This window comes from Rathayibacter sp. AY1C2 (assembly GCF_002931195.1).
In the GTDB taxonomy this organism is placed as follows: Bacteria; Actinomycetota; Actinomycetes; order Actinomycetales; family Microbacteriaceae; genus Rathayibacter.
The window spans coordinates 36,664-57,597 of record NZ_PSWG01000023.1 but is presented as its reverse complement, the minus strand read 5'-3'; the positions used below and the strand labels follow the sequence as shown (position 1 = coordinate 57,597).

Genomic DNA, 20,934 nt, shown 5'->3' with positions numbered 1-20,934 from the left:
CACCTGAAGGACCCCCCCCATGTCACGAACCCCCCGGCAGGAGCGCACCCGGCGCTCACGCCTCCCCCGAGCGGGCGCCGCGCTGACGCTCGCCATCGCCTGCCTCGGCGGCGTCCTCGGACCGATCGGCGCCGCCGGCGCCGCAGAGACCGTCCCCGCTCCCGCGCTGCAGTACTCGTTCGACGGCATCGGCGCGACGCTCGCCAACGGAGCCGTCGTCGCCGACTCCGCTCCGGGCAACCACCCCGGCACCCTGATCAACTCCGGCGCGACCAGCGTCGCGGGTCCCTCCGGCGCCTCCACCGACCGCGCTCTCTCGCTCCCGGGCGGATCGAGCACGTCGGCCGCGCCGCACGTCCGGATCGCCCCGGGCCTGATCCCCGCCGGCACGCAGGACGTCACGATGTCCGCCTGGCTGCGCTGGAGCGGTGCTCCGGACTGCACCTGGCCCTTCACGCTCGGCTCCAGCGTCGACTCCCACGTCCTCTCCACCACGAAGTGCGGACCGGCCGGCTTCGGCGCGATCAAGAGCGGCTCCGAGGTGCGGGCCGCAGGCACCACTCCGGTCGCCGCGAACCGCTGGGTGCACATGGCGGTCGTCGTCAAGGGCGGCCAGTCGGTCTCGACCTACTTCGACGGAACCCTCGTCGGCCAGGGCAGCACGACCTTCACCGCCGCCTCGGCGATCGGCACCTCCACGTTCTCCGGCTTCCTCGGCAAGTCCTTCTACGGCGCGGACGCCTACTGGGCCGGCGCGATCGACGACATGCAGGTCTGGACCTCCGCGCTCACCGCCGGCCAGGTGCAGCAGAGCGCCGCGTCCGTGCACTCGGTGCTCGCGAACCAGGACGCCGCCGTCTCGCTCGGTGACACCTCGAACGTCACCTCGAACCTCACTCTCCCCACGACCGGCGCCAACGGCTCCACGATCACCTGGACGTCGAGCGCCCCCGGCGTCGTCAGCACCAGCGGCGTCGTCACCCGGCCCGCCGCGGGCAGCCCGGACGCCACCGTCACGCTGACCCCGACCGCCGTCCACGGCGGCATCACCGTCGTCGGCCGAGCGACCACCGTCTCCGTCCCGGCGTACGCCGCCGGTGACAGCGCCGAGGCCGAGCTCGCCCGGGCCGTCGCCGACGGCATCGCCAACGATCCCGCCCTCGCCGGACCGGTGCGCGGCAGCCTGAACCTGCCCTCGACCGGAGCCGACGTCGCCACCACCGCCGCGCGCGCGAACAGCGCCAGCGCCGTGGTGACCTGGACCTCGTCGAACGAGGCCGTCATCACCTCCGCCGACAAGGGCACCGCGCCGAACGTCGTCGCGAAGGGCTCGCTCACGCGTCCGTCCGCCGACACCACCGTCACCCTCACCGCGACGATCACCGTCCCCGGCACCACGCCCCTCGTCCGGACCCTCACGCGCACCGTTCCGGCCGCGGCCCCCGTCGCCGCGAGCGACCTCGACGCGTACCTGTTCGCGTACTTCACCGGCGACAGCATCGAGGGCGAGAAGATCCGCTTCGCGACCTCCGACGGCAACGACTCGCTCAAGTGGAAGACCCTGAACGACGCGCAGCCGATCCTCACCTCGACCCTGGGCACGAAGGGCCTGCGCGACCCGTTCATCTTCCGCTCGAAGGAGGGCGACCGCTTCTTCCTGATGGCCACCGACCTCTCCGTCGGCACCACCGGCTTCGGCGGCTCGACCAACCGCGGCAGCCGCTACCTCGAGATCTGGGAGTCCACGGACCTCGTCAACTGGGGCCAGCAGCGCCACGTCGAGGTCAACCTGCCGAACGCGGGCATGACCTGGGCGCCGGAGGCCACCTACGACCCCACCATCGACGCGTACGTCGTCTACTGGACCTCGGCCCTCTTCACCGACAGCACCCGCAACGTCGAGGACGGCAACGGACCCCAGATCCTCACCTCCACCACCCGCGACTTCCGGGAGTTCACCACCCCCGAGGTCTGGTTCAAGGCCGCCGACGTCCCCTCGCTCAACAGCCGCAACGGGCTGATCGACGCCACGATGCTCAAGGACGGCGACACCTACTACCGCTTCACGAAGGCGACCGAGACCAGCGGCTGCCCCTCGCCCGACATCATCGGACAGAAGTCGACGAACCTGCGGGCCACCACCGCCTCCGGCGCGTGGAGCCTGATCGACACCTGCATCGGCCGCACCGCCGGAACGCCGGAGGTCGAGGGTCCCGAGATCTTCAAGACCAACGAGGGTGACCGGGCGGGCTACAAGTACTTCCTCTGGACCGACAACTACGGCGGACGCGGCTACATCCCGCTCGGCACGAACTCGCTCGAGGGCGACATCCAGTGGACGATCCCCAGCAGCTTCTCGCTGCCGACGTCGCCCCGCCACGGATCCGTCGTCTCCATCACCGCGAAGGAGCGCGACGCGCTGGCCGCGAAGTGGAACCCGTCGCTCCTGGTGACCTCGATCGACGCCGTGGCGCGGACCGTGCAGGCCGGATCGACCACCGTCGACCTGCCCGCCACGGTGGGCGCGACGTTCAAGGACGGCCACCGCGAGACGGTCGCCGTGACGTGGGAGACGGCCGATCTCAGCTCGCTGAAGAAGGCCGGCGACACTGTGCAGGTGCGCGGACAGCTCGCCAACTCGGCAGCGACGCCGGCCATCGCCACCATCACCGCCACGGCTCCTCCCGGACCGTCGCTGACGGCCTCGGCCGCGAGCCGCTGCGTCGCCGGCAAGGTGACGGTCACCGCGACCGGCACCAACACGAGCGGCTCCACGGTCGAGATGACCGTCGGCTCGCAGTGGGGGAGCAGGACCTTCGCCGGGGTCGCTCCCGGCAAGTCCGTATCCGCCGCCTTCACCACCCGGGCGACCTCGGTCACCGCGGGCGAGGTGAGCGTCGCCTCGAAGGACGCGAACGGCACCAGGACGGCCACCGCGCCGTACTCGGCGCTCACCTGCCGCTAGGCCGGTGACAGGGGAGGGGCGGCGTCCAGCCGCCCCTCCCCTGACCTCCTCCGTTCCGGGGCCTCCGGCCACCGGAGCAGGGGAGCATGGACCCTGGGTCCGTGCTCCCCGCATCCACCTCTCCCACGGAAGTAGACGAACAATGCGGTTCCGACGCACGACGGCCCTCCTGGTCGCCGCGAGCCTGACAGCGGGAGGGGCTGCGCTCGGCGCGGCACCCGCACAGGCCGCGGTGCCCAGCCCGGTCCTCTCCTACGACTTCTCCTCGTCCGCCGCCGTCGGCTCCGCCGTGGGCGCGGGCACGACCCTGACCGACTCCGCTGCGGGCCGCTCCGCCACCGTACGCGGGACCGGAGCGACGACCGTCGCCGGTCCGCGCGGCGGCACCGACCGCGCACTCCGCCTCCCCGGCGGCGCCGCAGGCAGCTCCGCCGCCTACGCCGAGATCGCGCCGGGACTGACCACGGCGGCCACCACCGACGTGACCATGTCGGCCTGGCTGCGCTGGGAGGGGAACCAGAACTGCAGCTGGGCGTACGCGCTCGGGCAGTCGACCGAGCGGTACCTCTTCACCACGCCCCAGTGCGGAGGCAACCTGATCGGTGCCGTGAAGAACGGCTCGGAGCAGCGCGCGGCCGACTCCGGTCCCGCCGCCACCGGCCGCTGGAGCCACGTCGCCGTGGTCCTGCGCAGCGGCGTCAGCGTCTCGACCTACGTCGACGGCCGGCTCGCCCAGACCACCCCGACCTCCGCGACCGGAGCGGCGACGGTCGGCACCTCCGCCTTCTCCGGCCTCCTCGGCAAGTCGTTCTACGGCCCCGACCCTCTCTTCGCCGGGGCGATGGACGACGTGCACGTCTACTCCTCCGCACTGACCCAGGACCAGGTGCGCGAGGACGCGGCTCCGGCCGCCGCCGCGATCGCCGCATCGGACGCCGCCGCGGCGACCGTCTCTGTGACCGGACCCGTCACCAGCGACCTCTCCCTGCCGACCCGCGGCGCGGGCGGCTCCGTCCTCACCTGGGCGAGCAGCGACCCCGCGGTGATCGGCACCGACGGCTCCGTGCGCCGCCCGGCACCCGGCTCGGCGAACGCCACCGTGACCCTGACCCCGACCGCGACCTTCGCCGGATCCGCCGCCACCGGCACCGCGCGCAGCGTCACTGTCGCCGCGGACACCGAGGCCGACGCCACGGCGCGCCTGCGCACCGCCCTCGTCGTCCCGCCGACCGTCGCCTCCGGAACCGCTCTTCCCACGCTCGCCGGCTACACCGTGTCGTGGAGCGCGGACGGCGCCGGCCTGTCCGGCGGACGCCTCGTGAACGACACGGCGACCGACCGGGCGCTCGCGCTCACCGCCTCCGTCAAGGTCGGCACCACCACGCTGACGAAGACCTTCCGCACCACCGTCCTCAGCGCCTCCACGGCGAAGACCGTGGTGTCGTACACCCGGACGCCGACCGGCGAGGACAAGGCGAACCAGGACACGATCGCCCGCGGCCTCCACCTGGCACTCGGCTCGTCCGTCGCCGACGCGGCACCGCTCTCGGGCAACTCGGGAGTCCTCTTCGCCGACGGGGTCTTCCTCGGGACCGACAAGGCCGACAACCGCGGCCTCGCGAACCCCTCGCTGTTCACCTTCGCCGACGGGACCGTCGGCGTGATCGCCACCCGCGTCCTGCAGTCGGGCGCGTCCGACGGCACCGGGGCCTCGAGCGCTCTGGTCTTCAAGGCCACGGACGCCACCGCGTCCGACTTCACCGAGCTCGGCCTCATCGACCTCGGCACCACCGGGGGCGTCGTCGCGCCGAAGGCCGTCTACGACACAGACCAGAACCGCTACCTCGTCTCCTGGACGGACTCCTCCGGGGCGGCGAAGTACACGACCGTCACGGACCTCGCCCGCACCGAGCTCCGCGCGCAGGAGTTCTGGCCGAAGGACGGCGGCCGTCGCAGCGTCGTCGTGACCGACGGGAACCGCGGTGCGGTCCTCGGAGGAAGCCCCGCCACCGTCGCCGCTCCCGACCTCTCCGGAGTCCCGGGCCGCGTCGCCGACGCTCTGCCGGGCGGCGCGCTGACGGTCTCCGGCTCCGTCGCCGACTCGCTCGTGAAGAGGTTCGGCCGCACGGTCAACACCGGATCCTCGGTCGCACCGCAGACGATCGATCAGGGCGATACCTCCGCCCTGTCCGGAGTGAAGGCGCAGCTCTCCTACAACGACGGCTCGACCGGCAGCCTCGGCATCGACTGGAACCAGCAGCAGCTCGCCGACCTCGCCGCGAAGGGCCCGGGAACGTACGACCTCTCCGGGACCGTCCGCCAGCGGCAGTACAACGAGCCGTTCGCCTACAACCGCGCGGATCCGACGATCTACCGCTACGAGCGCAACGGGAAGACGCAGTACCTCTTCACCGCCACGGACGACACGAACAACAACAACGTCGCCTCGCAGCACCTGCCGATCCGGGTCGCCGACAGCATCGACCAGCTCAGCGACGACAACGGCGGACGGGCCCGTGAGGTGGACCTCCTCAACCGCACCACGCGGATGGACCGCACCGCCGAGGGCAAGGTGATCGCGGGCTGCTACTGGGCCCCCGAGATCCACGAGATCGGCGGCAAGCTCTCCATCCTGTTCGCCCCGTGCTTCAACCCGGACAACGACCAGTCGAACCAGAACGGTCAGTGGTTCACGGTGCAGGCGCACATCATGCAGCTACGCGACGGCGGAGACCCCGCGAACCCCTCCGACTGGAGCGCGCCGCGCGCCGTCGTGAAGAGCGATGGGAGCGCCCTCGGACGCCCCGGCACGGGACGCAACATCAGCCTCGACATGACCTACTTCGAGTCCGGTGGAACTGCGTACTACGCCTGGTCCCAGCGCTACGTCGACAACGGAGTGAGCGACCCGGCGACCTGGATCGCCAAGGTCGATCCCGCGAACCCCACCCGCGTCATCGGCGAGCCGACCCCGATCATCGTGCCCTCGCTGACGTTCGAGGACCACCTGTCCGAGGGAGCATTCGCGATCCAGCGCGACGGGAGGATCACGCTCGTCTACTCCAGCAGCGGCGTCAGCCCGAAGTACATCGTGGGCGGCGCCTGGGCGAAGGAGGGCAGTGACCTGACCGACATCGCGAGCTGGACCAAGTACGACGCCCCGCTCCTGCAGAGCGTTCCCCTGCCCGACGGCGTCCTCGACTACCGCACCTACGAGCAGGGTCCCGGCCACGGAGCCGTCACCCAGGACGAGGACGGCAACGACGTGTACGTCTACCACACCTGGGGCAACGGAGTCGGGGGTGACGGCCGCGACACCCGTCTCGCCCGCATCCACTACGCCGCCGACGGCCGGCCGGTCTTCGACCTGACGCCGACGGAGGAGGTCGCACCCGCGAACCGGACTGTGACCGCCAAGGTCACCGTCACGTCGCCCCTGACCGTGACCGCCACGGCGTCGACCCGCTGCGTCAGCGGGAAGGTCGTCCTGACCACTGTGGTCAAGAACGACAGCCGCTCGATCATGGACATCACGACCGTCACCGCCTTCGGCTCGAAGACCGTGACCGGAGTCGCTCCGGGATCGTCCGCGTCGAGCGCCGTCACCACCCGAGCGGTCTCGATCCCCGCGGGGTCGGTGGCCGCGACAGGAAAGGCCGTCGTCGACGGGAAGACGGTCAGCACGCAGACGAGCGTCGACTACCCGGCGCGCAGCTGCCGCTGAGACGGTGAGGGAGCGGGCGCCACGATCGCCCGCTCCCTCGTCGTCCCGCCCCCGACCGGCACTGCGCCGCCCTGCAGTGCCGCCACCTCAGAAGGACGACCGACGAGATGCACCACAGCAGGAGGGCCGGGACGGTCCCGACGATCGGGCCCGTGCTGACGAAGGTCGCGCAGTCGCACACCCTCACCGAGGAGAAGGACGACGGAGCGGCCGGCAGCGCAGCTGCGGTCGGAGGACACGACCTTCTGCTGATCAACGGCAACGCCCTCCCTCTCTCCTGAGCCCCCCCTGCGCCGTTGGGACGGGTCCTCGACCCTGATCGCCCGACGATTCCGCCGCGGCGGCATCACCACCGGCTGCGGACCGGGGCGGCGATCGGGCCGTATCCTGCTGTCCGGACCGATCGCTGATGTGCGAACCTCTCCTGAGCGGACTCCCGGATGCGGGCCGACCGTGACCGGTCCGGCCCGTTCCTCTCGTTGCAGCAGGAGACCGCCGTTCCCCAGGAGACACCCGTGATGCGCCTCGATCGATTCCTCGTGTCCCTGGCACGCTCTGCGCGGTGCACGAACCGCTGCGGAGCCTGCGGGCTCGACTGCAGCACCGACGTCTTCATCCTGATCGCGCTCGCGACCGGCGAGAACCGCGGCGAGTCCCGCCTCCGAGAGGTTCTCGACCACCGCTCCGGTGACCGTGTCGATGTCGTCGAGGTGCGCAAGCGCCTCCTGCGGCTCTCCCGCCGGGGTCTGGTGCTCCTCGAGAGAGGCAGGAGGACCCCGCTGCAGCGCATCGAGCGCTTCTCGATCACGCGCGACGGCCGGGCCTTCCTGGCGTCCCACGCCAGAGCACTGGACCTCCTCGCCGAGGAGATCCACGTCGCGCTGCTGTCCCGCTGACGAGCCGAGTGCCTGTGCGGGCGCACGCGGGACGTCTCCTGGTCGGCCGTCGTCGGATCGGTCGTGTCGGTGACGCTCCACGTGGCGCGACTTCGACATGGACGTCGCCTCCGACTGCGTCCTGGGCGCTCCGGGGCAGCACGAGGCGTCGCCGACCATCCTGGGCGCCGCGTTCGCGACCGTGCTGCCGTGGCGCGACGCGATGGCGGCGCTCCTCGAGGAGGCCGTCCCTGCTGCATCCTCAGCAGTGCGAGGCCGGCCTGGGGCTCGCCTCGACCCAGGAGCCGGGTCCGGGGACAGGCCTGTCCTGATCCTCGACTGCAGAAGGAAGAGTCTCGGTCCCGGTCGAGCTCCTCCGACCGGGATCCGCCTCACGCCGGAACGCGCCCTTCGTGCATCACCCCGTGCTGGAGAGCTGGACGATCTCGGAGATCACCGCGGCTCGAGTGTCGTCCGGTATCCGATCGCCTCCGAGGGAGTGGTGCGACCACAGGCCGTCAGCCGCAAGGCAGGCGATGAACTGGCGGAGAGCGATCGGATCGGTCGCGGTCTCCTCTGCGGAGGGCGTCCACCTTCGGCGCACCTCCGCTACCGGCGCTCGGAGAGCGGTGTCGCTGCCCGTGGCCTGGAGGAGTCCGATCTGCATATGCGTCGACGGCGTCAGGGCGACGGTGACGTAGGCACTCACGCGCTCCGTCAAGGTGGCCTCGTCCGCGGTCTTCCCCGCGACGTCGATCAGCTGGGCTTCCCAGCCGGCCGCGACGTGCTCCTGGAGAGCATGGGCGAGATCGGCTCGATCGCGGAAGTGGTACATCATTCCACCGCGTGTCAGCCCAGCCTCTTCGGCAGTCGCTTCGAGCGTGACGCGAACAGAACCTTCCCTCGCCGCGACACGGACCGCTGCGTCGAGGATCCGAGTCCGGTTGTTGGGTCGCGTCGCGCGAGGAGACGTCCGAGGAGAAGCCAGGACCCCCTCACCGCTGGGCGGGTTCGGTTCCATGTCGTGATCGATTCCGCCGCTCCCTCGGTCCGAGTGAGCGGCTAGGGACGGCGGGTGCTGAGGCGCCCGGAGGGTGTCGACGCGTCACCGCACGAGCGGGTGCGACAGCGTCGGCCGCCAGTCTGCCATCCTCTCCTGCCGACGTCGGAAGGTGAGGCTCGACCCCCTCGGTGTCGAGCCGTCCTGACGACGGACTGCAGCCGGAGGGACGGCTGTCAAGGTCGACGAATCAGAAAGCAACTGTACATTCATGATTGTACAGTTGTGGTACGGTAACGGCCTGCCCAGCTTCGGAGCTGCGGGCGGTCAGATGCACTGCCGGTGCGGGATCCGAGGCTGAAAACCTCCAGCGACTTCATTCCTCAGAAGCCTGGAGGTTTCTTCATGTCCAGAATCGCGGACAAGCCGAACGCCCGCTGGTGGGCGCTCGCCGTTCTCGCCATGACCCAGCTCGTCGTCGTCCTCGACACGATGATCGTCACCATCGCCCTGCCTCAGGCCCAAGTGGATCTCGGGATGAGTGACAGCCTGCGCCAGTGGGTCGTCACCGCCTACGCCCTCGCCTTCGGAGCACTTCTCCTTCTGGGCGGTCGGATCGCCGATTACTGGGGCCGCAAGCGCACCTTCATGGTCGGAATGATCGGCTTCGGAGCGGCCTCGCTCTGGGCCGGACTGGCTCAGAGCGGTATGGAGCTCGTCATCGCCCGCGGTGTCCAGGGCGCCTTCGCGGCACTGCTCGCCCCCGCCGCACTCGCCATGCTCACCGTGACGTTCGCCCACGGCAAGGAGCGCAATCTCGCCTTCGCCGTCTTCGGCACGGTCGCCGGATCCGGAGCCGCAATCGGCCTGATCCTGGGCGGCGTGCTCACCGAATTCACCGACTGGCGCTGGTGCCTCTTCGTCAACCTCATCTTCGTCGCCTTCGGCCTCGTCGGCGGGGCTCTCGTGCTCCGCGAGAGCAAGGCGGAAGGAGACAACCGCTACGACGTCTGGGGAACCGTCGCCGTGACCCTGGGACTGGGCGCGATCGTCTACGGGTTCACCCGAGCCGAGCACGGATGGGGCGCGATCGACACCGTCGCCTTCCTCGCACTCGGCATCGTCCTGCTGACCGTCTTCGTGCTCATCGAACGCACGGTCGACCAGCCGTTGCTGCCCCTGCGCGTCATCCTGCGTCGTGTGCGAGGCGGCGCGATCCTCATCCAGGCCGCCAATGGCGCCGTGATGATCGGGGCCATCCTCTATCTCGCGTTCTACTTCCAGATCGTGCTCGGAATGGGACCGCTGATGGCAGGACTCGCGAACCTCGCCATGACCGTCGCGATCATGGCGTTCTCGCCCGTCACCACGAAGATCCTCAACACGTTCGGCCCCCGACCCCTGATGATCGTCGGGCCGCTCGTCTCGGCAGCAGGGCTCTTCCTGCTCCTCGGCATCACCCCGGACGGGAACTACTTCCTCCAGGTCCTGCCCGCCCTGGTCGTGCTCGGAATCGGACTCTCCATGCTCTTCGTGCCCGTCCAGAACCTCGCCCTTCTCGGGGTCGAGAACGAGGACGCCGGAGTGGCCTCCGCCGTCGTCAACTCCGTCTTCCACATCGGCGGGTCCATCGGTCTCGCGGTGTTCACCGTGTTCTACGCGAGCACCGCGGACTCCGCCATCGCGTCCGGAACGGCCGAGCTCACCGCATTCACCGACGGCTACAAGGCCGTGTTCCTGGCCGCAGCAGTGACCATGGTCGCCGCCTCTCTCACCGGATTCCTCCTCATCCGAGGGAAGAAGGAAGACCTGAACCCCGCCTGGGACGAGGCGGAGGCCGCCCTCGTCCACTGAGACGATGCCGAAGGGGCGGGCCGGTTCGTGCAGCAGCGGCAGACCGGCTCGCCTCTTCCCGTCCGACTCACGACACCCCGTACGTCGCCGACCGACGACCTCCCCTCGATGGGGAGTCGTTCGTGGATCGCAACGGTCCGGTCGTCCGACGCGGCCGCGTCATCCGGTGGGTCTTCTCCCGCGATGCCGGCTGCACCGCCGAGATCATCGAGGGTCGCGACCCGGTCGCCCGGCACATCACCGCAGACCGGAACGACGACGCCCGGCCGCCCTCAGGTGAGAGGCGGCCGGGCGTCGTCGGTCGGAGGACCCGGTCAGGTCAGCCGCAGCGGAGCGCCGGGTAGGCGGCGCTCACGGGAGCGGAGGCGCTGCCGACGGTGGCGACCCCCTGGACGGTGCCGGCGGCGACCGAGGCGGCCCGCGTGGTCACGGCCAGCGAGGCGGTCCGGCCCGCATCGATCTGCTGCGTCTTCGCGCCCCACAGGGTGTTCCAGCGGAGGTCGGCGGTCGACGCGGCCTTGTTGACAGTGGTCAGCGTGACCACCACCTTGCCCGCGACGCAGCGAGCCGCTGCAGTGGCGGTGACGGCCACAGCCGGCGCCTTCACGGTGATCGTCGCCGTGACGGTGCGGTTGGCCGAGGCCACCTCCTGCTCCTTCGAGAGCGAGAGGTCGAGCCGGCCGCTCGCGCGGATGTTCACGCCCTTGAACCAGGTGTTGCGGTCCGAATCGAACAGGCCGCCCGCGTTCTGCGGATCGGTCGCCGTGTGCGGGTCCGGGTAGGGGCGGGCGTGGTAGGCGAGGAGCAGGTTGCCCGACTCGTCCTCGACGAACGAGTTGTGCCCGGTGCCGGCCTGCTGGCGCGAGAAGTACTGCGTCTCGTCCGCGCCGAGGCGGCCCAGGTAGGTGTCCTCGGTGTCCAGCACCGGGAACGCGGTCTGCGTCCACGTCGCGGGGTTGAGGAGGTCGGCACTCGCGTCGGCCGTGAGCAGGCCGAGCGAGTAGTACTTGTCGACCGTTCCGCCCGAGTAGGTGAGGTACATGCGTCCTCCCTTGGACACGATGAACGGCGCCTCGACGACGCCCTGGTCGTTGCCCTCGGTGGTGTCGGACGGGGTCGGCGAGCGCTTGCCCGACTCCCACGGCTGGCTCTCGCCGTAGATGCGGGTGACCGCACCGGTCACCAGCGGGACGGTGCCCTTGGGCCCCATCGTCGCCTTGGCGAGGGAGAGCGTGTTGCCGTTGGGCAGGACCCAGTAGCCCTGGGTGGCGCCGTTCTCCTGGCGGTCGATGTAGCTGACGTCGAAGGCCGCGCCCTCGAGGACGACCGGCTCGCCCCACTTCGTCTGGTCGAGGAATCCGCCCTCGGCGATCGAGGCGTCGGTCCCGGTGTAGGGGATCAGGACGGTGTTGTCGCACCAGCCGCCCACAGGCGCGTAGCCCTTGTTCATGCCGGCGACGATCCACCAGGTGCCGTTGATCTTGTGGAACTCCTGCGCCCAGATGTATCCGCCCCAGCCGTAGAAGGTGTTCGGGTACTGGCTCTGGCGACCGGGCGTGCCGGCGTCGGGGTCGATCACGATCTGCTCGGGAGCGGAGTCGAGACCGGCGATGGTCTTCGAGCGCTTGAGGCCGATCTTGCGGTAGCTGGAGCTCTCCTCGATCGGGCCGAGCGAGTCCTGACCGTAGTGCGAGCCCGTGAGGTAGTAGTAGCCGTCGTCCTCGTTGAAGAAGACGTGCGGATCCGCGCGGGCCTCGTTGACCATCGCCTCGGGGTCCTGCTGGACGGAGCCGGTGACCCGGTAGGTCCCGGGACGCGAGGTGTCGACGGCGGTGGTCAGATCGTCCTGCCAGTCGACGTTGAGCGACTTGGTCGAGCCGTCGTTGTACTCCATCACGGCCTGCCCCGGGAGCGCTGCGGCGATCGCAGCGGATCCGGCGCCGGAGTCGACGGAGCCGCTGAGCGACTTCACACCGGTGTTCTTCAGGTCGACGTACTCGCGGTAGAACGTGCTGAACTCGGTCGAGGTCAGCGCCGTCTCGCCGGCCTGGCCCTGGGTGAACCCGGCGGGGAGACCCGAGCCCTGGACACCGGGGACGCGGGCGTCGGCGCGGGTGGTCGCTCCGGGAGCGGTGCCGGAGGCGAGGTCCGTGAACAGCGTCACGCGGCCCTCGGTGGTGAGCAGATCGGTCCAGAACAGCTTGTAGACGCCGAGGGCGGAGTCGAAGACGATCCGCGGGTCGGTCACGACCGAGCCCGGCGCGACCCGGAGGACGCGCTGGTCGCGGAACGTGCGGCCGTCGGCGGAGCTCCAGAGGTAGACGGAGTCCGTGGCGTTGTTCTGCGACGAGACCGCGCCGAGCGAGCCGTCCTTCGAGCGGAACAGCAGCGGCGAGCCCATCTGGGCGTTCGGGCGCTGCGCCTGATCGCCGTCCTTGAGGACGGAGAGGATCGACTGCGAGCGGTTCAGCGGCTCCCAGGTGGTCGCGCCGGCGGGCAGTGCGGCCGTGAAGAGCGAGTCCGCGCGGCGGTCGTCGTTGTACGCCAGCGGGTCGTCCTTCACTCCGTTCGTCGTGGTGACGGTCTTGACGGAGGTGGCGATGCGCCCGCCGGGCACGGCGAGGGTGCTGTCCCACGCGTAGGTCTGCCCGGCGACGGCTGCCTGGAGGCGGACGGCGACGGGAGCGGTGAGGCCCGAGAGGTTCACGGCGCCGGTGGAGGAGACGCGCGCGGCGCCGGCGCCGGAGGCGGTCCACGTCACGGTGTTCCCGAGGACCTGCGCGGGCAGGTCGCCGAGCACGGTCGTGGGGACGTCGAGGGCGGCGCGCAAGTCGGTCGCCACGGTGCTGCTCGTCGCGCCCAGCTCGGCCCCGGTCAGGGCGCGGTCGTAGACGCGCAGATTGTCGAGGAGTCCGGTGAAGTACTCCCCGCCGCCCCAGTTGGCCTTGCCGATCTGCAGGACTCCGCCGGTCGATCCGAGGACCGTCGCGAGCGAGGGGCCGGCCGTCGTGACGGCGACGGGCTTCGCATCGACGTAGAGGCGGGCGGTGCCGGCGCTCAGCACGAGATCGACGTGCTTCCACTCCGTGCTGCTCGGGCCGGTGAGGTTGCCCGAGGAGTCGCGGGCGCCGCTGTTGGCGTACCGCTCGACGGTGATGCCGTTCGTCCTGTCGAGGACGCCGACGTACTTCTCCTGGGCGTAGTCCTGGGTCGCGGCCGAGCGAGCGGCGAAGACCGACCAGCCGACGTTGTCCGCGGCGGCGGGCTTCGAGTCGTACGACAGAGTGACGGAGTCGCGACCCTTCAGCAGCGGCTGCCCGTCGGTCGCAGTGAGGTCGAGCCAGAACGAGGACGACAGCGAGACGGCGCTGCCCTGCCCGGTGCGGCCGGCGACGAGGGTCGGCGTGCCCTTCACGGCGGCGCGGGTCGACCGGTCGGTGAAGGCGCCTCCGCTCGGGGCGGTGTCGAAGGTGAAGTCCGCGAGCAGGCTCTGCGCGGGAGTGGTCGCCGCTGTCGCGGCGACGGCGACCGGCACGGCGGCGCCGGCGGCGAGGGCGATCGTCGCGGATGCGGCGAGGGTGGCGGCGAGCAGGCGCGAGGGCCTGCCTCCGCCCGGGGGTCGTGACGTCATCGTCGACGTGTCCTCTCGGGTTCTGCAGCGAACCGGTGGGCGGACGGGGGATCCCGCCTGCGGTGTGGTCATCGCACGGTACCGGCGATTGTTCACGGTAACAAGGGAGCACGACCATCGGTTGCGAAACTCCCACACCCGTCGGACATCCGGGCGAGCAGAACGCCGAAGCGGGAGGGCCGGCAGCCTCTGCGCCGGCCCCGCCCGGTCAGTGCCCGCGCGCGATCCACTCCTCGCGGTGCGGCGCCTCCGCCCCGATCGTCGTCGAGTCGCCGTGGCCGGTCCGGACCACCGTCTCGGCGGGCAGCGTCAGCAGGCGCTCCGTGATCGAGTCGATGATCGTCGGGAAGTCGCTGTACGAGCGGCCGGTGGCCCCCGGCCCGCCCTGGAAGAGGGTGTCGCCGGTGAACACCGTGCCGAGCGCCTCGGCGACGAAGCAGACGGCGCCGGGGGTGTGGCCCGGGGTGTGCCGCACCTCGAGCTCGACGCCGGCGACGGGCACGATCCGCCCGTCGACCAGACCGCCGCTCGGGGCCGTGCCGGGGTGCACGGCGTCCCACAGCATCCGGTCGGCCTCGTGGAGCAGCATCGGAGCGCCGGTCGCAGCGCGGACTCCCTCGACCGCGTCGAGGTGGTCGTCGTGCCCGTGGGTCAGCAGTACGGCGAGGAGCCGGCGCTCGCCGACGGCCGCGAGGATCGCGTCCGCGTCGTGGGCCGCGTCGATGACGACGCACTCGGAGTCGTCGCCGACGATCCAGACGTTGTTGTCGACGTCCCAGGTGCCGCCGTCGAGGCTGAAGGTGCCGCTCGTGACGAGCTGCTCGATCCGCGCGCCCATCAGAGCACCACCACCGAGCGGAGCACGTCGCCGCCGGCCATCGTGGCGAAGGCCTCCTCGATGTCCTCGATCCCGATCCGCTCGCTCACGAACTCGTCCAGGGGAAGTCGGCCCTGGAGGTAGAGGCCGGTCAGCATCGGGAAGTCCCTCTCCGGCAGGCAGTCGCCGTACCAGCTCGACTTCAGCGAGCCGCCGCGGCCGAAGACGTCGAGCAGGGGGATCTCGAGCGTCATCTCGGGAGTCGGCACCCCGACCAGCACCACGGTCCCGGCGAGGTCGCGGGCGTAGAACGCCTGGCGCCAGGTCTCGGGGCGGCCCACGGCGTCGATGACGACGTCCGCTCCGAAGCCGTTCGTCAGAGCCTGCACCGCCGCGACGACGCCCGCCTCGTCGAGGCCGCTGGAGTCGATGACGTGCGTGGCGCCGAGCATCTCGGCCGCGACCAGCTTCTTGGGGTCCCGGTCGATCGCGATGACCGTGCCGGCGCCCGCGAGAGCGGCGCCGACCACGGCGGCCGTGCCGACTCCTCCGCAGCCGATGACCGCGACGGAGTCGCCGCGCGTCACGTTCCCGGTGTTCATCGCCGCGCCGAGGCCGGCCATGATCCCGCAGCCGAGCAGGCCCACCGCGGCGGGGTCCGCCTCCGGATCGACCTTCGTGCACTGCTTCGCGTGCACGAGGGTCTTCTCGGCGAAGGCGCCGATCCCGAGGGCGGGGCTGAGCTCGGTGCCGTCCTCCAGGGTCATCCGCTGCGTCGCGTTGAAGGTGTCGAAGCAGTACCAGGGCTCGGCCCGGGTGCAGGCCCGGCACTCGCCGCAGACCGCGCGCCAGTTGAGGACCACGAAGTCGCCGACCGCGACATGGGTGACTCCCTCTCCGATCGCGCTGACCCGTCCGGCCGCCTCGTGACCGAGGAGGAAGGGGAAGTCGTCGCTGATCCCGCCCTCGCGGTAGTGGAAGTCGGTGTGGCAGACACCGCAGGTCTCGATGTCGACCACGGCCTCGCCCGGGCCCGGGTCGGGGACGACGATGTCGACGAGCTCCACGGGAGCGCCCTTCGACCGGGCGATGACGCCGCGCACAGTGGTGGGCATGGGGGCTCCTTCGACGGGGGCGTGCAGGTCCGATCCACAGTAACGACCGCGGGAGGCGGGTGCGCCGGGTGGACGCGGGCGCTCCCGCCCACTCCGGGGCCGGGCCGCCCGCCTCGCGGACCGCGACCCTGACAGTCGGTAGGGTGCGGGCCATGCGCACTCTGTACCCCGAGATCGAGCCCCACGACTCCGGCATGCTCGACGTCGGCGACGGCCACTCGCTCTACTGGGAGGTCTCGGGCAACCCCGAGGGCAAGCCCGTCGTGTTCCTGCACGGCGGCCCCGGGGCCGGCACCTCGCCCGCCCACCGGCGGCTGTTCGACCCCGAGAAGTACCGCATCGTGCTGTTCGACCAGCGCATGTGCGGCCGCTCGACCCCGCACGCCGGCGAGCCGGAGGCCGACCTCTCGACCAACACCACCTGGTACCTCGTCGCCGACATCGAGCGCCTCCGCGAGCACCTCGGCGTCGAGCGCTGGCTCGTGCTCGGCGGCTCCTGGGGCTCGACCCTCGCCCTCGCCTACGCCGAGACCCACCCCGAGCGGGTCAGCGAGATCGTCCTCCGCGGGATCTTCACCCTCCGCCGCGCCGAGCTCGAGTGGTTCTACGAGGGCGGCGCCGCCGCGGTCTACCCGGACCTCTGGGAGGGCTACACCTCCGTCGTCCCGGCCGGCGAGCGGGGCAGCCTCATCGAGGCGTACTACCGCCTGCTCCACGACGCGGACCCCGCCGTGCACGGCCCCGCCGGTGTCGCCTGGACCACCTGGGAGGCGTCGACCATCACCCTCCTGCAGAAGCCGGAGCTGATCGCGGACTGGTCCGATCCCGTCTTCGCGCTCGCCTTCGCCCGCATCGAGAACCACTTCTTCGTGCACAGGGGCTGGCTGGAGGAGGGGCAGCTGATCCGCGACGCCGGCGTCCTCCGCGACATCCCGGCCGTCATCGTGCAGGGCCGCTACGACATGTGCACCCCGGCCTTCACCGCCTGGGACCTGCACCGGGCCTGGCCCGAGGCCGACTTCCGGATGATCGCCGACGCGGGCCACGCCTTCGACGAGCCGGGGATCCTCGACGCGCTGATCGAGGCGACGGACCGCTTCGCGTCCTGACGCGCGGGGCGGTCCGCGCCTCGCGGCCGGGATGCCCGGGCGCCCGTGCCTGAGCGTCCCGCGCCCGGTGCCGTCGTGCCCCGGGAGCGGGTCTACCCTGATCAGATGCGCGCGGACGACGCCTCCGGTATGGAGGACTGGCCCACCGGCCGGCTGCTCTCCACCGCCTCCCGGATGGTCGAGCACGCCTGGCACGGCGCTCTCGCCGAGATCGGCCTCACCCACGCCGGCCTGATCGTGCTGCACCTCCTGCAGGCGGGTCCCGTCGCGCAGAAGGAGCTGGCCGCCGCGGCCCACGTCGAGGTGCAGACCATGTCGCGCACCATCGAGCGCCTCGAGCGCGAGGGCCACGTCTCGCGCACCACGGATCCGTCGGACCGCCGCCGGCAGCTCGTCGCGCTCACCGACGCGGGCGGCGAGGCCTGGCGCCGGGCGCACCGCCTCGAGGTCGACATGTTCCCGGGCTCGCTCGAGCACGGCCCCCTGCGCGAGGCGCTGCTCGAGATCATCCGCTCGGCCAGCGAGTCGCGCTGGGGCTGACCGCAAGCCCGAGCGGAGCCCGTCCGCGGAGCGCTAGCTTCGTCGGCATGACCTTCAACGACGACTCCCAGCTCAGCGGCGGCAAGGTCCGCCGTCGCGGCCGCACCACCGGCATCGCCGTCGGCGGGGGCGCGGTGGGCGTGGTCGTGCTCGCGCTGCTCTCGCAGCTGCTCGGCGTGAACCTCTCGGGCCTCGGCGAGGTGTTCGGCGGAGGCGGGTCCTCGCCGGAGGGCGTCACCTCCACCGCGGTGGCCTGCGACAGCGGCGCCGACGCGAACACGCAGGTCGACTGCCGCCTCGAGGGTGCGGCCGAGTCGCTCGACCGCTACTGGGGCGAGCAGACGCCGACCCTCGGAGTCGCCTACACGACCCCGACCGGCGTCGACCTGTTCGAGGACAGCACCACCACCGGCTGCGGGAGCGCGACCGCCGCGGTCGGCCCGTTCTACTGCCCGCCGGACCGGACGATCTACCTCGACACCGACTTCTTCGACGAGCTGCGCACCCGGTTCGACACCTCGGGCGGATCGCTCGCGCAGATGTACATCCTCGCCCACGAGTGGGGCCACCACATCCAGAACCTGACCGGCGCGATGGAGTCGGCGGACCGCTCCGGCACCGGTCCCGAGTCGGACTCGGTGCGCCTCGAGCTGCAGGCCGACTGCTTCGCCGGAGCCTGGGTGGGCGACGCCTCGACGGTGCCCGACGAGACCGGCACGCCCTACCTCAAGCCGGTGACGGCGCAGGAGTACCAGGACGCGCTCGGCGCCGCGGCAGCCGTCGGCGACGACCGCATCCAGGAGCAGGCCACCGGCACCGTCGATCCGGAGGGGTGGACGCACGGCTCGGCCGAGCAGCGCCAGCGCTGGTTCCAGGCCGGCTTCGAGGGCGACGCCACCAGCTGCGACACCTTCGCGGCCGCGCAGCTCTGACCGGGCGCCGCTGAGGGCTCCTCGCCGCTGCCTGCGGACTCCCGCGGGTCAGGACACGGAGTCGGCCGGCTCCTCCATGTACCACTCGGTGAACGAGCGCGCCCGCCCGTCGGGGGCGAAGCGGATGACCCAGAGGTTCAGGTAGGTGCGGTCGCCCGGGTAGACGGTGCGCGCCTCCACCACGGCGGTCTCCTCCGTCAGCGCGACCAGGCCCCACGCGAACGTCGGGTCGGCGGGCTCCTCCTCCGCCCGCCACCACTCGACGATCGCGTCGCGCGGAGTGATCGCGTCGCGGTGCGGCGCCGTGAAGTACTCGGCGTCCTCGGTGAACAGTGCGGCCACGTCTGCCGCGTCGTCCGTGGCCCAGGCCTTCTCGTAGCCGGCGATCCAGCTCTCGATGTCGATCATCCGCCCATCCTCGTCCTGCCCGACGCGCGCGGGAAGGAGGAGGAGGGAACAAAGCGGCGGCCCGCGATGTTGAGCCCCGAGCCGGTCGAAAGCAGAGCCGAGCGATACGATCCCGCCGACGACGGCCCGCCCGCCGCCGCGGTCCGGGTGCGCGTCCGCCGCCGACACGAAGGACAGCCGTGCCCGACTCCGACAGACGCTCCCTGACCCGCTCGCCGGACCCGCGCCTCATCACCGCCGTCCTCGCCTTCGCGGGGATGAGCGCCTCCTTCATGCAGACGCTGGTCGTCCCGATCCAGTCCGAGCTGCCGACGCTGCTCGGCGCCGACCGCACCGAGACCGCGTGGGTGATCACCGCGACGCTGCTGAGCGCCTGCATCCTCACCCCGGTCTCCGGCCGCCTCGGCGACCTCTACGGCAAGCGGCGGATGGCCGTGGCCGCGCTGGTCGTGCTCGTGATCGGCTCGATCGTCTGCGCCTTCGCGGGCGACGTGTGGACGCTGGTCGTGGGCCGGGCCCTCCAGGGCGCGGTGATGGGCGTCATCCCGCTCGGCATCTCGATCCTCCGCGACACCCTCCACCGCGACCGGCTCCCCGGCGCGATCGCCCTGGTCAGCGCGACCCTCGGCATCGGCGGCGCGCTCGGCCTGCCGCTCAGCGCCCTCATCGCGCAGAACACCGACTGGCACGTCCTGTTCTGGATGTCCGCAGGCCTCGGCGTCCTCGACATCGTCCTCGTCCTCCTGGTCGTGCCGGTGTCGACGCTGCGCTCGGCCGGCACCTTCGACGTGGTCGGCACGATCGGCCTCGCCCTCGGACTGAGCGGCGTGCTGATCGCCGTCTCGCGCGGCAACGACTCCGGCTGGACGAGCCCCGCGATCCTCGGCTCCGGCCTCGGCGGCATCGCCGTCCTGCTCCTCTGGGGCTGGTACGAGCTGCGGCAGGAGAGCCCGCTCGTCGACCTCCGGGTGGCCGCCCGCCCCGCCGTCCTCTTCACCAACCTCGCCTCGGTGGCGGTCGGCTTCGCGTTCTTCGGCGCCCAGATCACGCTGCCGCAGCGCCTCGAGCTGCCGACCGCGTCCGGCGTCGGCTTCGGCCTGAGCCTGATCGTGGCGAGCCTCGTGCTCGCGCCCTCGGGCCTGGCGATGATGGCGACGTCCCCGCTCGCCGCCCGCCTCTCGGCGCAGTCCGGGCCGCGGCTCGTGCTGATCGCCGGCTCCGGGCTGATCGCGGTCTCGTACCTGCTGATCCTCCCGTTCGGCGGCGAGGTGTGGCAGATCCTGGTGATCAACGCCCTCATCGGCGTCGGGCTGGGCCTCGCCTACGCCGCGATGCCGACGCTCATCATGCACGCCGTCCCCGCCTCGGAGACCGCCGCCGCGAACGGGCTGAACTCGCTGATGCGCACCCTCGGCACGACGCTCTCCTCCGCCGTGACCGCGGGCGTGCTCGCGCAGCTGACCGTGTCCGTCGGCGACGTGCAGCTGCCGAGCTCGCAGGGCTTCGAGACCACGTTCGTGATCGGCGCGATCGGAGCGCTGGTCGCCGTCGCCCTCGGCCTGCTCATCCCGCGGGCGCCCCGCCCGGAGGCGCGACCCGCTCTGCCCTGACCGGACCGCGCGTCGTCGGCCGCGACTGCTCCTCGCCGAGGACCTGATCGCGGCCGGCGTCGCGCGTCCGCTACTCGTCCTCGAGCAGCATCCGCTCGATCTGCAGCTCGCGCAGCCTCGTCGAGGTCTGCAGGTTCTCGCGCGCGGCGAGCACCAGGCGGCACAGCAGCACCAGCAGGACGATCGCGAGCACCGCGACCGCCGTCACGACGACTCCGTACAGCGCGGTCAGGACTCCCCAGGTCTGGATCATCCCTCGACGCTACGGAGCCGCGCCCGCCCTCGCGTCCCCAGCTCGGCGGAGAGCGCGGGGCGGGGCGGGCAGCCGGTGCAGGGGCAGTGGACGCGCAGAGC

At 71.5% G+C, this 20,934-nt stretch carries 15 protein-coding genes; 9 read left to right on the top strand and 6 right to left on the bottom strand.

The window, feature by feature from the left end:
- Positions 1 to 19 precede the first annotated feature (19 nt).
- The 4 genes from C5C55_RS14015 to C5C55_RS14005 all read left to right on the top strand — a co-directional run bounded on the left by C5C55_RS14015 (position 20) and on the right by C5C55_RS14005 (position 7,585).
- Positions 20 to 2,965 carry an immunoglobulin-like domain-containing protein gene (locus C5C55_RS14015; RefSeq protein WP_104234323.1) on the top strand — a complete coding sequence of 982 codons (2,946 nt, stop codon included), beginning with the start codon at positions 20 to 22 and terminating at the stop codon, positions 2,963 to 2,965.
- A 142-nt stretch (positions 2,966 to 3,107) separates the two neighbouring features.
- Complete coding sequence (locus tag C5C55_RS14010) at positions 3,108 to 6,689, top strand: family 43 glycosylhydrolase (protein WP_104234322.1); 3,582 nt, start codon at positions 3,108 to 3,110, stop codon at positions 6,687 to 6,689.
- A 152-nt stretch (positions 6,690 to 6,841) separates the two neighbouring features.
- On the top strand, positions 6,842 to 6,970 hold the full coding sequence (locus C5C55_RS16895; protein ID WP_258059766.1) for a hypothetical protein: 129 nt from the start codon (positions 6,842 to 6,844) through the stop codon (positions 6,968 to 6,970).
- A 234-nt stretch (positions 6,971 to 7,204) separates the two neighbouring features.
- Positions 7,205 to 7,585, top strand: coding sequence for a hypothetical protein (locus C5C55_RS14005; protein WP_146076480.1), 381 nt, complete (start codon positions 7,205 to 7,207; stop codon positions 7,583 to 7,585).
- A gap of 397 nt (positions 7,586 to 7,982) precedes the next feature.
- Here C5C55_RS14005 and C5C55_RS14000 read toward each other — a convergent pair whose 3' ends face one another.
- Positions 7,983 to 8,585, bottom strand: a complete 603-nt coding sequence (locus tag C5C55_RS14000) for a TetR/AcrR family transcriptional regulator (protein WP_104234320.1) — start codon at positions 8,583 to 8,585, stop codon at positions 7,983 to 7,985.
- Positions 8,586 to 8,969: 384 nt separating this feature from the next.
- Between C5C55_RS14000 and C5C55_RS13995 the strand changes: the two genes are divergently transcribed.
- Complete coding sequence (locus C5C55_RS13995; protein WP_104234319.1) at positions 8,970 to 10,418, top strand: MFS transporter; 1,449 nt, start codon at positions 8,970 to 8,972, stop codon at positions 10,416 to 10,418.
- Positions 10,419 to 10,737: 319 nt separating this feature from the next.
- Here C5C55_RS13995 and C5C55_RS13985 read toward each other — a convergent pair whose 3' ends face one another.
- From C5C55_RS13985 to C5C55_RS13975, 3 genes are all read right to left on the bottom strand, one after another.
- Positions 10,738 to 14,049 (bottom strand): family 43 glycosylhydrolase, encoded by a 3,312-nt coding sequence (locus tag C5C55_RS13985; RefSeq protein ID WP_181067862.1) that lies wholly within the window; start codon positions 14,047 to 14,049, stop codon positions 10,738 to 10,740.
- A 208-nt stretch (positions 14,050 to 14,257) separates the two neighbouring features.
- On the bottom strand, positions 14,258 to 14,887 hold the full coding sequence (locus tag C5C55_RS13980; protein WP_104234316.1) for an MBL fold metallo-hydrolase: 630 nt from the start codon (positions 14,885 to 14,887) through the stop codon (positions 14,258 to 14,260).
- Positions 14,887 to 15,981, bottom strand: coding sequence for an S-(hydroxymethyl)mycothiol dehydrogenase (locus C5C55_RS13975; protein ID WP_104234315.1), 1,095 nt, complete (start codon positions 15,979 to 15,981; stop codon positions 14,887 to 14,889). Before C5C55_RS13975 ends, C5C55_RS13980 begins: the two co-directional genes overlap by 1 nt.
- 152 nt (positions 15,982 to 16,133) lie before the next feature.
- On the opposite strand from C5C55_RS13975, the gene pip reads away from it, so the two are divergent.
- The 3 genes from pip to C5C55_RS13960 all read left to right on the top strand — a co-directional run bounded on the left by pip (position 16,134) and on the right by C5C55_RS13960 (position 18,562).
- Positions 16,134 to 17,090 (top strand): prolyl aminopeptidase, encoded by a 957-nt coding sequence (gene pip / locus C5C55_RS13970; protein ID WP_104226020.1) that lies wholly within the window; start codon positions 16,134 to 16,136, stop codon positions 17,088 to 17,090.
- 105 nt (positions 17,091 to 17,195) lie between these two features.
- Positions 17,196 to 17,630, top strand: a complete 435-nt coding sequence (locus tag C5C55_RS13965) for a MarR family winged helix-turn-helix transcriptional regulator (protein ID WP_104224399.1) — start codon at positions 17,196 to 17,198, stop codon at positions 17,628 to 17,630.
- 47 nt (positions 17,631 to 17,677) lie between these two features.
- Positions 17,678 to 18,562, top strand: a complete 885-nt coding sequence (locus tag C5C55_RS13960; protein WP_104224400.1) for a neutral zinc metallopeptidase — start codon at positions 17,678 to 17,680, stop codon at positions 18,560 to 18,562.
- Positions 18,563 to 18,610: 48 nt separating this feature from the next.
- Here the strand turns inward: C5C55_RS13960 and C5C55_RS13955 are convergent, their stop codons facing one another.
- Positions 18,611 to 18,970 carry a nuclear transport factor 2 family protein gene (locus tag C5C55_RS13955; RefSeq protein WP_104234314.1) on the bottom strand — a complete coding sequence of 120 codons (360 nt, stop codon included), beginning with the start codon at positions 18,968 to 18,970 and terminating at the stop codon, positions 18,611 to 18,613.
- A 179-nt stretch (positions 18,971 to 19,149) separates the two neighbouring features.
- Here C5C55_RS13955 and C5C55_RS13950 point away from each other — a divergent pair, with 179 nt between their 5' ends.
- Positions 19,150 to 20,580, top strand: a complete 1,431-nt coding sequence (locus C5C55_RS13950) for an MFS transporter (RefSeq protein WP_258059764.1) — start codon at positions 19,150 to 19,152, stop codon at positions 20,578 to 20,580.
- Positions 20,581 to 20,650: 70 nt separating this feature from the next.
- Here the strand turns inward: C5C55_RS13950 and C5C55_RS13945 are convergent, their stop codons facing one another.
- Positions 20,651 to 20,833 (bottom strand): hypothetical protein, encoded by a 183-nt coding sequence (locus tag C5C55_RS13945; RefSeq protein ID WP_104234313.1) that lies wholly within the window; start codon positions 20,831 to 20,833, stop codon positions 20,651 to 20,653.
- Positions 20,834 to 20,934 lie beyond the last annotated feature (101 nt).

Coding starts and splice junctions, on each gene's coding strand:
- C5C55_RS13960 (WP_104224400.1), top strand. CDS start 17,678: ATGACCTTCAACGACGACTCCCAGCTCAGCGGCGGCAAGGTCCGCCGT.
- C5C55_RS13945 (WP_104234313.1), bottom strand. CDS start 20,833: ATGATCCAGACCTGGGGAGTCCTGACCGCGCTGTACGGAGTCGTCGTG.
- C5C55_RS13995 (WP_104234319.1), top strand. CDS start 8,970: ATGTCCAGAATCGCGGACAAGCCGAACGCCCGCTGGTGGGCGCTCGCC.
- C5C55_RS13955 (WP_104234314.1), bottom strand. CDS start 18,970: ATGATCGACATCGAGAGCTGGATCGCCGGCTACGAGAAGGCCTGGGCC.
- C5C55_RS14000 (WP_104234320.1), bottom strand. CDS start 8,585: ATGGAACCGAACCCGCCCAGCGGTGAGGGGGTCCTGGCTTCTCCTCGG.
- C5C55_RS14010 (WP_104234322.1), top strand. CDS start 3,108: ATGCGGTTCCGACGCACGACGGCCCTCCTGGTCGCCGCGAGCCTGACA.
- C5C55_RS13965 (WP_104224399.1), top strand. CDS start 17,196: ATGCGCGCGGACGACGCCTCCGGTATGGAGGACTGGCCCACCGGCCGG.
- C5C55_RS13985 (WP_181067862.1), bottom strand. CDS start 14,049: ATGACGTCACGACCCCCGGGCGGAGGCAGGCCCTCGCGCCTGCTCGCC.
- C5C55_RS14015 (WP_104234323.1), top strand. CDS start 20: ATGTCACGAACCCCCCGGCAGGAGCGCACCCGGCGCTCACGCCTCCCC.
- C5C55_RS13975 (WP_104234315.1), bottom strand. CDS start 15,981: ATGCCCACCACTGTGCGCGGCGTCATCGCCCGGTCGAAGGGCGCTCCC.
- pip (WP_104226020.1), top strand. CDS start 16,134: ATGCGCACTCTGTACCCCGAGATCGAGCCCCACGACTCCGGCATGCTC.
- C5C55_RS13980 (WP_104234316.1), bottom strand. CDS start 14,887: ATGGGCGCGCGGATCGAGCAGCTCGTCACGAGCGGCACCTTCAGCCTC.